Source organism: Aeromonas sp. QDB68 (assembly GCF_027707405.1).
Taxonomy (GTDB): Bacteria; Pseudomonadota; Gammaproteobacteria; order Enterobacterales; family Aeromonadaceae; genus Aeromonas; species Aeromonas caviae.
Window position 1 is genome coordinate 1 of sequence record NZ_JAPCIQ010000098.1, and the last position, 12,749, is coordinate 12,749.

At 63.5% G+C, this 12,749-nt stretch carries 10 protein-coding genes and 1 pseudogene; 8 read left to right on the forward strand and 3 right to left on the reverse strand.

Annotated elements, in window-relative coordinates; genetic code table 11:
* Positions 1 to 434: 434 nt before the first annotated feature.
* The 3 genes from dinG to PG892_RS19040 all read left to right on the forward strand — a co-directional run bounded on the left by dinG (position 435) and on the right by PG892_RS19040 (position 4,254).
* The gene (dinG, locus tag PG892_RS19030) at positions 435 to 2,507 is read left to right on the forward strand and encodes an ATP-dependent DNA helicase DinG (protein WP_183149737.1); all 2,073 of its coding nucleotides are present in this window, start codon (positions 435 to 437) and stop codon (positions 2,505 to 2,507) included.
* 120 nt (positions 2,508 to 2,627) lie between these two features.
* Positions 2,628 to 3,287 carry a YccT family protein gene (locus PG892_RS19035; protein ID WP_270807340.1) on the forward strand — a complete coding sequence of 220 codons (660 nt, stop codon included), beginning with the start codon at positions 2,628 to 2,630 and terminating at the stop codon, positions 3,285 to 3,287.
* A 70-nt stretch (positions 3,288 to 3,357) separates the two neighbouring features.
* Positions 3,358 to 4,254 carry a histone deacetylase family protein gene (locus PG892_RS19040; RefSeq protein WP_124813897.1) on the forward strand — a complete coding sequence of 299 codons (897 nt, stop codon included), beginning with the start codon at positions 3,358 to 3,360 and terminating at the stop codon, positions 4,252 to 4,254.
* Between the two features lie 89 nt (positions 4,255 to 4,343).
* On the opposite strand, the gene PG892_RS19045 is transcribed toward PG892_RS19040, so the two are convergent.
* On the reverse strand, positions 4,344 to 5,492 hold the full coding sequence (locus PG892_RS19045) for an MFS transporter (RefSeq protein WP_124813895.1): 1,149 nt from the start codon (positions 5,490 to 5,492) through the stop codon (positions 4,344 to 4,346).
* A gap of 291 nt (positions 5,493 to 5,783) precedes the next feature.
* On the reverse strand, positions 5,784 to 6,734 hold the full coding sequence (gene ylqF, locus PG892_RS19050; protein WP_052814633.1) for a ribosome biogenesis GTPase YlqF: 951 nt from the start codon (positions 6,732 to 6,734) through the stop codon (positions 5,784 to 5,786).
* A 341-nt stretch (positions 6,735 to 7,075) separates the two neighbouring features.
* Here ylqF and PG892_RS19055 point away from each other — a divergent pair, with 341 nt between their 5' ends.
* The 5 genes from PG892_RS19055 to rnk all read left to right on the forward strand — a co-directional run bounded on the left by PG892_RS19055 (position 7,076) and on the right by rnk (position 12,038).
* Complete coding sequence (locus PG892_RS19055) at positions 7,076 to 8,467, forward strand: alkaline phosphatase (RefSeq protein ID WP_109112850.1); 1,392 nt, start codon at positions 7,076 to 7,078, stop codon at positions 8,465 to 8,467.
* A 24-nt stretch (positions 8,468 to 8,491) separates the two neighbouring features.
* Positions 8,492 to 9,859, forward strand: coding sequence for an alkaline phosphatase (locus tag PG892_RS19060; RefSeq protein WP_201925868.1), 1,368 nt, complete (start codon positions 8,492 to 8,494; stop codon positions 9,857 to 9,859).
* Positions 9,860 to 9,909: 50 nt separating this feature from the next.
* Complete coding sequence (locus PG892_RS19065; protein ID WP_052814631.1) at positions 9,910 to 10,593, forward strand: hypothetical protein; 684 nt, start codon at positions 9,910 to 9,912, stop codon at positions 10,591 to 10,593.
* 81 nt (positions 10,594 to 10,674) lie between these two features.
* Positions 10,675 to 11,409 carry a substrate-binding periplasmic protein gene (locus PG892_RS19070; RefSeq protein WP_174722087.1) on the forward strand — a complete coding sequence of 245 codons (735 nt, stop codon included), beginning with the start codon at positions 10,675 to 10,677 and terminating at the stop codon, positions 11,407 to 11,409.
* Positions 11,410 to 11,642: 233 nt separating this feature from the next.
* Positions 11,643 to 12,038, forward strand: coding sequence for a nucleoside diphosphate kinase regulator (rnk, locus tag PG892_RS19075; protein WP_010675253.1), 396 nt, complete (start codon positions 11,643 to 11,645; stop codon positions 12,036 to 12,038).
* 108 nt (positions 12,039 to 12,146) lie between these two features.
* On the opposite strand, the pseudogene PG892_RS19080 reads toward rnk, so the two are convergent.
* Positions 12,147 to 12,671 (reverse strand): annotated as a pseudogene (locus PG892_RS19080) (GGDEF domain-containing protein); the annotation flags it as partial.
* Positions 12,672 to 12,749: the final 78 nt, after the last annotated feature.

Sequence of the window (12,749 nt, forward strand, 5' to 3'; positions counted from 1 at the left end):
TGCGATTAAATCAGATCACAAACGAAGCCTTTTTTCTATCTATTTCAATTGGTTGTAGCTAAAGATCCTGTACATGATTAAACACTAAGTTGTTGTTATTCCCTGTGTTAGCGATGTTCTTTGCATCACTATGGGGCCTGAGACTAGCACCGGGTTTTGCAATCCGCAATGAAAAAACTTGGAACTTTCCCGTGATTCCATAGTCATAGGGGAAAAAATGTGATCCAGGTCCCACCCCATTCCCTCGATGCGAGGACAACGTTTGTAGCGAAAAACGCTGCTTTTTTATGCCGGCTGAGGGGAGTCGTCCATCCCCAACCGCTGTGTTGGCATATTTGGCGGCGGCCATGCAAGGGGCTGTCATCCCTGCCTCGACCCGGGCGCCGGGTTGCGGGTATCCTGTCACTCCAATCCCAGCCATGACCCGCCAAGCCATGTTATCGACCCGTCTCAAAGCCAGTATTCGCGCTACCTATCGCCAGATAGCCGACGGCCTGCCCGGCTTTGTGCCCCGCAGGGAGCAGAACTTCCTGGTGGCCGAGATAGCCAAGACCCTCACCGGGGAGTACGACAGGTCTCGCCGTATCCTGGTGGCCGAGGCGGGCACCGGTATCGGCAAATCCCTCTCCTATGCCCAGGGCGCCATCCCGGTGGCGCGGCTCACCCAGAAGAAGCTCATCATCTCCACCGCCACCGTGGCCCTGCAGGAGCAGCTCATCCACAAGGATCTCCCCTTTTATCACCGTCACAGCGAGCTGCCGTTTCGTTTCATGCTGGTCAAGGGGCGCCAGCGCTACTGCTGCGAGCACCTGCTGGAGCAGGCGGCAAACGGCAGCGAGATGGCCAATTTCGAACTCGACTTCGGCGCATTGAGCAGACACAAGCCATCGGATGCTGACAAAGCGTGCTACCAGGGGCTGTGGCAGGCCTACACCGAAGGCAAGTGGGACGGGGATCGGGACAACTGGCCCAAACCCATTCCAGACCCTTGCTGGGATCGCATCACCGCCGACCGCCACACCTGCAACAAGGCCCTGAGCCACCATCAGCACTGCCCTTTCCATCGGGCCCGCAACGACATGGACGCGGCAGACGTGCTGGTGGTCAACCACGCCCTGCTGCTCTCCGACCTCACCATGGGTGGCGGCATCATATTGCCGCCGCCGGACGAGTGCATCTATGTGCTGGACGAAGCCCATCACCTGCCCACCATCGCCCGGGATCACGGCGCCGCCAGCGCCAGCATCAAGGGATCCCGCCGCTGGCTGGAAAAGCTGGTGCAAAGCGCGGGCAAGCTGGCCAGGACGCTGAACAAGGAGAGCCTGCTCGATCCCCAGCTCAAACTGCAGGATGCCCTGGCCTCTCTCCAGCCGGATCTCAAGGCCCTCGAGCAGTGGCTCGCCAGCAATGATCACCTCTTTGGCGGCGAGCCCCACCACAGATTCGCCGATGGGGTGCTGCCGGATCCCCTGCCCATGCTGGCGGAAAACCTCAAGGAGGCGAGCAAGAAGGCGTTGCGGGCGCTGGACAGAATGCAGGGGGCCATCGGCGAGGCGCTCAAGGATGGCGACATCCGTCGCAAGGAGGCCGAGCCTCTGCTGGCGGAGAGCGGTTTTCACTTGCAACGGCTCGAGAGCTTCTGCGCCCTCTGGGAGATGCTGAGCCGCCATGTTCCCACCGGCAAGACCCCCCTCGCCCGCTGGATGGCCAGAAGCGAGGACGGGGACATTTGGCTGCACGCCTCCCCCATCGAGGTGGGGTATCTGCTGGAGGAGTGGCTCTGGTCCCGCTGTCTCGGGGCCGTGCTGGTGTCGGCGACCCTCACCGCCCTCTCCTCCTTCAGTTATTTTCGCCACCAGGTGGGGCTCAAGGAGCATGACGGCACCCGCTATCTGCGGCTGCGCTCCCCCTTCGACTACCACAAGGCCGAACTCTATCTGCCCAAGATGGCCCATGAACCCAGTGCCCCCGCCTTCACCCAGGAGTTGATCGATACCCTGCCCCGCCTGCTGGCAGGCAAGGAGGCCAGCCTGGTGCTCTTCTCCTCCTATCGCCAGATGAACGAGGTGGCGGTGGGGCTGCGGACCAAGGGGATGTCGCTCCTGGTACAGGGGGAAGCGTCCCGCAGCGCCCTGCTCCTCTTGCACAAACAGAAGTGCGACGGCGGCCAGGCCAGCATCCTCTTTGGCACCGGCAGCTTCTCGGAAGGGCTGGATCTGCCTGGCCACTACCTCACCAACCTGGTGATCACCAAGCTGCCCTTCGCGGTACCGAACTCCCCCGTGGAAGAGGCGACCGCCGAGTGGATAGAGCAGCGCGGCGGCAACCCCTTCCTGCAACTGACGGTGCCGGAAGCCTCCCGCAAACTCATCCAGGCCTGCGGCCGTCTCATCCGCAAAGAGGCGGACCGGGGCCGGGTGACCATACTCGACCGCCGCCTGTTGACCAAGCGCTACGGCAAGGGGCTGCTGGACGCCCTGCCCCCCTTCACCCGGCGAATCGAGTAGGGGTCGACGCCCCCATCGGCAGGAATGCGCCATAAACGGCTATTGCCGCTCCAGGGCAAACCTGTAAAAATGAGCCCCTATTTTTCAGTGGGCAATCGCCTGACTGTTCAAGGAGATGAAATGAAACTGACTGTTCTGGTGCCGGCCCTGGCTGGTCTGTTGTGGGCAGGTAGCGCCCTGGCTAATAGCCAACTGGAAATAACCAATCCCTACGTGGTGCAGCTCATCGATGGCGAGTCCATCAACCCCAAGCTGCTCGACAAGACCAGCACCTTCCCCATCAGCGCCGGCAAGCACCAGGTGGTGGTGGCCTTCGAGGGCAACTACTCCAACCGTAGCGAGATCAAGCTGGTCACCGCCGAGCCCCTGGTGATCAACTTCACCGCAGGTGACAACCAGACCCTGGTGCTGGACTACAAGAAGCCCCGCAACGAGGCGGAAGCCAAGCAATTCGTGAAAGAGCAGAAAGTGGTCCTCAAGGACAAGGTCAGCGGCCAGGCCGTCGAGAACGAGCAGTTCGTCATGCCGACCGTGGGTGGCTTCCAGCTGACCCGTGACTATCAGCAGGAGCTGCTGAAGATGGGCAAGGCCTTCAACCAGCCCAAGACCGTTTCCGTCTCCACCGCCGCCGTGATGGCTGCCGCCAGCGCACCGGTGGAAGTGGCCCCGAGCAAGGCCATGAGCAACCCGGAAGCCCTGACCCAGCTGCAGAGCTGGTACAACAAGGCTGATGCGGAGACCCGCAAAGCCTTCCAGATCTGGGTGATCCAGCAGCAGTAAGGCGCATCGCACGCCTGCATCGAGGGGAGCCTGGCTCCCCTTTTTCATACCCGTTCATGGCCGATGCTTCATGTCACTGCGCATCTTCTATCACCCCCACTACTCCGCCCTGACGCTGCCCGAGCGTCACCGCTTCCCCTTGGCCAAGTACCAGGCGCTGTTTGAACGCCTCGTCGCCCTCGACTATCCGCTGGCACAGGCCGCCCCTGCCAGCCGTGAGCAGATAGAGAAGGTGCACGATGCGGCCTATGTACAGGCCGCCCTCGCCGGCACCCTCGATGAAGGGGCCATTCGCCGGCTTGGCTTTCCCTGGTCTCCCCTGCTGATTGAACGAACCCTGCACTCGGTCGGCGCCACCCTGGCCGCCAGCCGCCACGCCCTTGCGCAGGGCTGCGGACTGCAGATCTCCGGCGGCTACCACCACGCCCACCGGGGGTTTGGCAGCGGCTTCTGCCTCTTCAACGATCTGGTGATCGCGGCGCGAACCTGCCTGGACGAAGGACTCTGCGAGCGGGTACTGATCGTGGATCTCGATGTCCATCAGGGAGATGGCAGCGCTGCCCTGTGCACGGGCAGCCGTGACATCATCACCCTCTCCCTGCACGGGGAACACAACTTCCCCCACCACAAGCCGGCTTCCCATCTGGACTTTCCCCTGCCAAGCGGCATGGAGGACGACGCCTATCTCGAGACCCTGGACCAGGCCCTCGCCCTGGCTCATCGCCTCTACGTCCCCGACTTCATCCTCTATCAGGCCGGGGTGGATGTGCACCGGGACGACGAGCTAGGCTACCTCTCCCTGAGCGACTCCGGCGTGCGCCAGCGCGATGCCATGGTCTTTGACTCTGCGCTTCGCCACGGGCTGCCCATCACCGCCGTACCGGGAGGGGGTTACCGGCGAGACTGGCAGCAGTTGATCCCGCTGCACCTCTCGCTCTTTGAAGCAGCAAGGCACCGGTTTGGTTGAGCGGCACTACCCGGCCCATGACGAAAAAGAGGCGACCCTTGGGTCGCCTCTTCTATATCCGTGCACAGGGATGATGACGCCGTCTGCCCTCAGGCATGGGCCATCGGCGTCGGGTGCTCGCCCATCTTGCGCAGCAGCATCAGCAGATAGACCAGGGAGACCCCAGCAATCACCATGAACAGCAGATGATCCGAGTAGTGCTGCATCAAGAGCGCCGTCAGGGTCGGGCCGAGCAGGCTGCCGATGGTGTAACTCAGCAGCAGCGCCTGGTTCATGGCCACCAGTTGATGCTGCTCCACCTTCTCGCAGGCCCAGGCCATGGCCACCGGATAGAGCGTGAAGCCCGCGGCCCCCAGAATGAACAGCGTCGGTCCCATGGCTGCGTTGCCGAGCATCGCCATGGCCCCCAGGATCACCACCAGCACCTGTACCCGCAGCACCGGCAGGCGCCCGAAACGATCTGCCAGACGCCCCACCGGCCATTGCCCCAGGATGCCGGCGCTCACCATCACCGCCATCCAGTAGCCGATGGCCCCGTCGCTCACCCCCTGGTGGTTCAGATAGAGCGGCATCAGACCATAAAGCACCCCCAGCACGATGCCGGAGAGGATGCAGCCGTTCACCCCCAGACGCGCCTGACGCAGGCGCAGCATCGGCCAGACCGGAGTCCTGGCCTGGTGGTTGCCTGACGGACTGGCGATGCGGGTGAACAAGAGCGGCAGCATGGCCGCCAACACCAGGGCGGTCAGCCAGGGCAGCACCGCCATCAGCGACGTCGGCACCTTGCTCACCAGCAGTTGCCCAAGCACAGTGCCCACGTAATAGACCATCATGTAGGCGGCCAGCAGGCGACCCCGATTGCGGGCGTTGCCGCTGCACATCAGCGCGCTCTCCACCACCACCCAGATCATGGCGCAGCCGACCCCGGCGATGAATCGCCAGGCGAGCCAGCTCCAGAACGCCAGGGTAATGCCGAGCCCGACGCAGCCTGCGGCAAAGAGCGCACTGGCCAGGTAGTAACTGCGTTTGAAGCCGCAGCGGGCGATGAGTCTGCCCGCCAGCAGGGTTCCCAGCAGGTTGCCGGTGAAATAGGAGGAGCCGACCATGCCGACCTGCCAGGTGGGCAGATGCTCATGGGCGAGCCAGAGCGGCACCAGGGTATTCAATACCGCGATGGCCAGGGTCAGCAACAGCAGGCCACAGAGCAGGAGCAGCACCGGGCGGGAGTATGTGGTCATGGATAGAACCGTGGGGAGAGGCAAAATGCGAGCGCATCATGCCACCGCCTGTGCCTTTGTCAATCGGCACTGAGGCCGGGTCGCAAGGTTTTTCTGCCCACCGTGATGGCAACGCGGCACGGCCCTCCCCTGACGGGAGCCTCATCCCCTTGATTGGCCAACACCTTGGTCATGATGAGGGGCAGCGGGCCGTTGAACATCGATCCTCACGCCAGAGCACCATGACCAGAAGAGGCGGCCCAGGGCCGCCTCTTCTTTCTATCAAGCACAACCTATCGTGCACAACGCCGGTCAGCGCTGGCGCTTCTTGGCGTACTTGCGACGAGCCCGGGCCTGGCGCTCCTCTTCCCGCTCCGCCTTCTCCCTGGCTTTCTGCTCAGCCTCGGCCTCGGCTTCCACTATCTCGACGCTCACCATCTCTGGCGTCTCCAGGGAGATCCGCCCCAGCATGCCGGACCGGAATTCATTGACCAGGATTTCCGAGGCCTTGTGCAGATCCGCAAGCCCCCCTTTGCGCATGAAGCCGCGCTGACGGGCAATGAGATCCAGCAGCTCGATCTCGGTCTCCGGCAGCTCGCTCAGCTGGTAGCGTGCCTTGATGCGCTCCGGATAGGCCTTGATGAAGTAGTCGGCGGCAAACATGGCGATGTCGGCGTAATCGAAGACGGTATCCTTGATGGCCGCCGTGATCGCCAGTCGATAACCGCAGGAGGGCGGGTTGAGCTTGGGCCACAGGAAGCCAGGGGTGTCCGTCAGGATGACGTGGTTGTCGAGCTTGATCCGCTGCTGGGACTTGGTCACCCCCGCCTCGTTGCCGGTCTTGGCGATGATGCGCCCCGCCAGGGTGTTGATCAGGGTGGACTTGCCCACGTTGGGGATGCCCATGATCATGGCGCGCACCCCGCGCAGCTCGAAGTTGCGCTCCGGCAGCATCTCGTGGCACAGGGTCAGCAGTTGCTTGATCTTCTCCGGCTCCTGCTGGGTCAGGGGCAGAGCCTTGATCCCCTTCTCCTGCTCCATGTGGGCCACCCACAGCGCGGTGATCTCGGGGTCGGCAAGGTCTGCCTTGTTGAGCACCTTGATCACCGGCGTCTCCCCGCGCAGCTCCGGCACCAGGGGGTTCTCGCTGGAGAAGGGGATGCGGGCGTCGAGCATCTCGATGATGACATCGACCTGGGGCATGACCTCTGCAATCTCTTTGCGGGCCTTGTGCATGTGGCCGGGGAACCAGTTGATGGACATATCCGTTACTCTCTCATTGGCATGCGGTCCCCTCTCGGGGCTGCGGGCGCTCGGGGTTGCGGGTGCGTGGTGATGCGCCAGACCGCTGGCACTCATCGCAAGGGGGCGCATTTTACCTGCTGCGGCCCCGATTTGACAGGCTATTCTGGCCGGGTGTTGTCACCCGGGTGGCCGGATGCCCGCCACGCCACCGGGAGGTGAGTGGCAGAACACAATCAACATAACCCATTGATATAAGATAATATTTGCAAGACGCTTTCACCGTATTGTCATCTCTCTTCACTAAAAGTGTCATCTGCCCCCTCTAGGCTGCGCTCAGGTTTCACAAGGAGCGAACCCCAATGAGAAAGATGGCAGGACTTGCAGTGATGATAGGCGCCGCCCTGGCCGCCGGCTGCAACTCCAACAACGACAGCAACACCCCGGAACCCAGCGCCAAGAACGTGATCTTCTTCCTCGGCGACGGCATGGGTCTCAACACCCTCACCGCCTCCCGGATCTATGGCGTCGGCGAAGAGGGCAGCCTCACCATCGACACCCTGCCGGAAACGGCCTTCATCAAGACCTTCTCCCACGATGCTCAGGTGACCGACTCGGCCCCCTCCATGGCGGCCTACATGACCGGGGTCAAGAGCAACAACGGCGTCATCAGCATGGACAGCGACGCCACCCAGGAGAGCGATTGCAGCCAGAGCGGCGGCAAAGCGGTGACCACCCTGCTGGAGCTGGCCAAGGCCGATGGCCGCGGCACCGGCGTGGTCACTACCACCCGGGTCACCCACGCCACCCCGGCCGCCACCTATGCCCATATCTGCAACCGGGATCTGGAGGCTGATATCGCCGTCCAGATGGTGCCGGGGGGCAGCGGTTACAACAGCGCCCTGAAGGAGGGGCTGGACGTAGTGCTCGGGGGCGGCAGCGGCTTCTTCCTGCCCAGTGCCGACAAGGGCAAGCGGACCGATGGCCGCAACCTCATCGACGAGATGAAGGCGAAGGGCTATCAGTTTGCCGCCACCCTGGACGAGCTGAACCAGGCCGATGCGAGCAAGCCGCTGCTGGGCCTGTTTGGCTCAAGCCACATGAAATATGACCTGGACCGGCCCGCCAGCGAGCCGTCACTGGCCCAGATGACCCTGGCTGCCATCAAGCAGCTCAAGGACAAAGAGAAGGGCTACTTCCTGATGGTGGAAGGGGGGCGCATCGATCACGCCCTGCACGACACCAACGCCAAGCGCGCCCTGCAGGATACCCTCGCCTTCGACAACGCCATCCAGGCCGCCATCAATGAAGTGAAGAAAACCGATCCCGAGCTGAAAAACACCCTGATCGTGGTCACCGCCGACCATGACCACACGCTAGTCCTGAATGGTTATGCCAAGCGCACCGGCAAGACCACCGCAGGCAATGCGGGCGTGCTCGGGCTGGTGAAGAACTACGAGACCGGCGAGCCGAGCAAGGATAGCGATGGCATGCCCTACACCATCATCGGCTTTGGCAACGGCTACAACCGAGTGGATGGCCCGCGCAGCAGCGTGGCGGCCCTCGACGACGCCACCACCTCCGCCGACGACTATCACCAGGAGGTGGTGGTCAAGGTGGGCGAGATAGGCAACGAGACCCACGGCGGTACCGATGTCTTCCTCGGCGCCATCGGCCAGGGGGCGGAGCGCTTCCACGGCTCTCTCGACAACACCGCCGTGTTCGGCAAGATCAAGGCTGCGGCCAAGCTGTAAGGGATTATCAGGATGAACATCACCATGAAAAAGACGCTGGTCTGCACCGCCCTGCTCGGCACGCTTGGCGGCCTCTCCCAGGCGCACGCCGCCGATGCCAAGAACGTCATCCTCTTTATCGGTGACGGCATGGGTCCCACCGTGCTCACCGCCACCCGCCTGTTCAAGGTGGGGGAAGAGGGGGATCTCGAGATGATGAAGCTGCCCCAGAGCGCGCGCATCAAGACCTTCTCCCACGATGCCCAGACCACGGACTCCGCCCCCTCCATGGCGGCCTACACCACCGGCGTCAAGATGAACAACGAGGTGATCGCCATGAGCAGCGACACCAGGGCCGTGGCACCGTCCAAGGATGCCAACGGCAACAAGGGCATCAACAACTGCACCAGCGACAACGGAAGCCCGGTGCCCACCCTTCTCGAGCTGGCCAAGGCAGCCGGCAAGTCGGTGGGAGCCGTCACGACCACGGAGCTGACCCATGCCACTCCGGCGGCGACCTATTCCCATATCTGCCACCGGGATGCGGCCTACGCCATCGCCGAGCAGGCGGTACCAGGCGGAGCCGGCTTCAATCAGGCGCTGGGGGATGGGGTCGATGTGCTGATGGGGGGCGGCGCCAACCACTGGACGCCCTACAGCGCCAGCAACAAGGGCGGCCGGGCCGACGGCCGGGATCTCACCGCCGAGCTGACCGCCCGGGGCTACCGCTATGTCACCAACAAGGATGAGCTCTCTGCCGTCAACTCGGGCAAGGTGCTGGGGCTGTTCAGCACCAAGTCCCACCTCGACTACGAACTGGACCGCGTCGCCAAGGGGGCGGCCAGTACCCAGCCGTCCCTCTCCGAGATGACCGCCAAGGCGATCGATCTGCTCAGCCAGAACAGCCAGGGCTACTTCCTGATGGTGGAGGGGGGACGTATCGACCACGCCCTGCATGCCACCAACGCCAAGCGATCCCTGACCGATGCGGTGGCGCTGGACGAGGCGGTCAAGACGGCCCTCGGCAAAGTGGATTTGAGCGATACCCTGATCGTGGTCACCGCCGACCACGACCACACCATGACCATCAACGGCTATTCCGCCAAGGGCAACAAGGTGCTGGATCTGGTCAAGAACGCCGATGGCTCGACCCAGAACGACGCGGACGGCAAGCCGTTCACTACTCTGGTATTCGGCAACGGCCCCAACCGCCAGGACCAGCGCCCCACCCTTACCAGCGATGAGGTGATGGCGGATGATTACCTGCAGGAAACCGGAGTCAAGCTCGGCTCCGAGACTCACGGCGGCGGCGATGTGATGCTGTTCGCGGGCGGCGCAGGCAGCAGCCAGTTCAAGGGCACCCTCGACAACACCCGGGTGTTCGGCAAGCTCAGGGAGGCCCTCGGCCTGTGATAAAGGGGCCCGGCACCGCGCCGGGCACCTTTTCCGTCGAGCGAGAGACGATGATGAAATATCTGCTTTCTTTATGGCTGCTGGGCAGCGCCCTCTCCTTCCCCCTCCTGGCCGACGAGGTGCCCGATCTGGCCGCCCGCATCCGCTACGTGGACAGGGCTACCGGCAGCGACGGCATCACCCGGGAGAGCCAGTGGCAGGAGAAGTGGCTGCGGGTCGGTGACCAGGTGTGGAGCCAGCGGCTCATTCCCGTTCCCCTGGCCCGTGCCTATCACGCCACCCACGATGCCCGCCCCGGCCACAAGCACTTCACTCACCAGATGGCGGCGCGCTGGGTCACCCGCAGCGAGGGAGACGCACTCCAGTTGCGCTACGCCGATGCCTGGCACAACCAGCTGGTGGAAGTGCCGCAGGAGGAGTACGGCCAGGTGGCCTTCAAGCCGGAGTGGGCGCGGATCCGCCACCTCATCAACCCTGCCCTGTTAGAGGGAATGACACCGCTGGATGAGGCCGCCCCCGACCAGGCGAACTGGTATGAGACCCGTGAAGGTCGCCAGCGTACCCGCATCCTCTGGTCGAGCCGCTGGCAGTTGCCCCTGGTGGTGGAGTCGGCAAGCCTCGACGGTTATCGCAGCTACCGGATGGAGGTGACGCTCAAGCCGCTGCCAAAGACCCTCCCCTGGCAGCAACTGGCAGGGTACCAGACCCTGGATCTGCGGGATTTCTTCGACTGATCCCCCCAGGCGGCAATCGCCTGGCTGACATGGCGTAACGGGATGTTACACTCTCTGTACTCATCCCGGATCCGAACATCCATGCGCCTTGTTACTCTGCTTCTGCTGCTCTCTCCCCTGATCGTCTGCGCCTTTTCGGCCCGTGCCGTGGTCGTCGTGGCCGCGGACATTCCCCCCTATGTGATCCGCGCCCAACAGGGTGCGCCGAGCGGCATGGCCATCGAGGTGCTGGAGGAGGCTGCCCGCCGCCTCGGGGAACCGCTCGAGATCGAGTTGATGCCGCTGGCTCGCGCCCTCAGCCAGGCCAGCCACCGCCCGGATGTCCTGTTGTTGCCCCCGGCCCGAAATCCCCAGCGCGAACCACTGTTTCTCTGGATTGCCCCCCTGCTGGAGGAGGCCTTCGTGCTGGTCAGCCATCGCCGTCACCATCCAACGCCGATCTCCATGAAGACGCTGCCAGGCCTCACCGTTGGCGTGATGCGTGGCTCCCATAGCCAGAGCCTGTTCCAGCCGCTGACAGGGGTGACCCGGGAGCTGGTCACCGAGGAGGTCAGCAACGCCAGCAAGCTGGCGCGCGACCGCATCCAGGCATGGGCGGTGGCCTGGAACACCGCCCGTTACAACCAGCAGCGGGCGGGTCTGCCGCTCCCGGACCTGGTGCGGGGCGAGACCTTGCAGCAGAGCACCCTCTACCTGGCCGCCAGTCCCCGCTTCTCCCGCAGCGAGGCGCTGCGCTGGCGCCGGGTCATTCAGGAAATGAGGGAGGATGGTAGTCTCGCGCGCATCCTGCACCAGTACGATTACCAGGCTCCCTGATGAGAAAGTCAGTCCAATTGCCAAACCACCCCAGAATGGTTATGGTATCTCCATGAAAGCAATCATGATTTTTTCCAGTACGCTCACACCCCGCTGAGCCCCCGCCCTCGCCCCGCTGCGCGAGTCGCTCGGGGGCATCGCTGTTGCTGTCTGCTTTTTACACTTGCACCGTTTTTTGTCGACCAGTCTGCCCGTCATCCTGGTCCCTTCAGTCATTGATAAGGAAATACCCTATGAAACAGCCTCATCTCGTCATCTCCAGCCTGGATCTGGATCGCATCGAACAGCTGCTTGGCAACCACCCCCAGCACCTTGCCCTGCAAGAGGAGCTGGATCGCGCCGAGATCCGCGAACCCGCCGACATGCCGCCGGACGTGGTGACCATGAACAGCACGGTGCGCTTCAAGATGCAAAACAGCGGCAACGACTTCTGCCTGACGCTGGTCTATCCAAAGGATGTGCAGGGGGACGAATCGAAGATCTCCGTGCTGGCGCCAGTGGGCAGCGCCCTGCTGGGGCTCAAGGTGGGTGACAGCATCGCCTGGCCGGGGCCGGCCGGTCGCACCATCCAGGTGGAGATCCTGGAAGTGGTCTATCAGCCGGAACGCGCGGGGGAGCTGCACCGCTGACAGGCCGCCAGGCGGCCACTCTGGTCTGATGCGACCAGGTGGCTGACTCGGTATGTCTTTGTCCGGTCGGAGCCGACGGCCACCGGCCGGGCATGACCTGACGGGGGATCAGGCCCCCTGACAGATCCGGTTCTTGCCCTCCCGCTTGGCCTGATAGAGAGCGCGATCTGCCTGGCTGAACAGGGTGTCAAAGTGCCATTCACGGGCGCTGGGCACCCACCCCAGGCTGGCCGTCACCCGGACCCCCTTCAGCTCCAGCGTTTCTATTCCCTGGCGGATCTGCTCGCAGCGCGCCTGCTGGGCCAGGGGGTCCCGCTCGGGCAATAGCAGCACAAACTCTTCCCCGCCGAAGCGGCTGGCCACCAGATCCCGCTGGCCGGCAAGATAGCGACCCACCGCCTCCAGCCTGTCCCCGGTCTCGTGACCGTGGCGATCGTTGATCTGCTTGAAGTCGTCGAGATCCAGCACCACCAGCGCCCCCTGCCTTGCCATCGTCACGCAATGATCCATAAAGCCGCGCCGGTTCAGGAGGCCGGTCAGGGGATCCTGGCTGGCCTGTCGACGCAGGGCCAGGGCCCGGTACTGGGTACAGAGCAGCAGCACCCCGAAGGTCGACAGATAGTTGCCCATCAGCTTGACATCCTCCCCCACCTTAGCGCTTCGCGTCACAGGAGGGGGATTCCCATTACTGGGTGATAGCTGCTCGCGCAG

What these genes read in the sequence shown, in the direction of transcription:
- dinG (WP_183149737.1), top strand. Translation starts at nt 435, where the DNA reads ATGTTATCGACCCGTCTCAAAGCCAGTATTCGCGCTACCTATCGCCAG.
- PG892_RS19035 (WP_270807340.1), top strand. Translation starts at nt 2,628, where the DNA reads ATGAAACTGACTGTTCTGGTGCCGGCCCTGGCTGGTCTGTTGTGGGCA.
- PG892_RS19040 (WP_124813897.1), top strand. Translation starts at nt 3,358, where the DNA reads ATGTCACTGCGCATCTTCTATCACCCCCACTACTCCGCCCTGACGCTG.
- PG892_RS19045 (WP_124813895.1), bottom strand. Translation starts at nt 5,492, where the DNA reads ATGACCACATACTCCCGCCCGGTGCTGCTCCTGCTCTGTGGCCTGCTG.
- ylqF (WP_052814633.1), bottom strand. Translation starts at nt 6,734, where the DNA reads ATGTCCATCAACTGGTTCCCCGGCCACATGCACAAGGCCCGCAAAGAG.
- PG892_RS19055 (WP_109112850.1), top strand. Translation starts at nt 7,076, where the DNA reads ATGAGAAAGATGGCAGGACTTGCAGTGATGATAGGCGCCGCCCTGGCC.
- PG892_RS19060 (WP_201925868.1), top strand. Translation starts at nt 8,492, where the DNA reads ATGAAAAAGACGCTGGTCTGCACCGCCCTGCTCGGCACGCTTGGCGGC.
- PG892_RS19065 (WP_052814631.1), top strand. Translation starts at nt 9,910, where the DNA reads ATGATGAAATATCTGCTTTCTTTATGGCTGCTGGGCAGCGCCCTCTCC.
- PG892_RS19070 (WP_174722087.1), top strand. Translation starts at nt 10,675, where the DNA reads ATGCGCCTTGTTACTCTGCTTCTGCTGCTCTCTCCCCTGATCGTCTGC.
- rnk (WP_010675253.1), top strand. Translation starts at nt 11,643, where the DNA reads ATGAAACAGCCTCATCTCGTCATCTCCAGCCTGGATCTGGATCGCATC.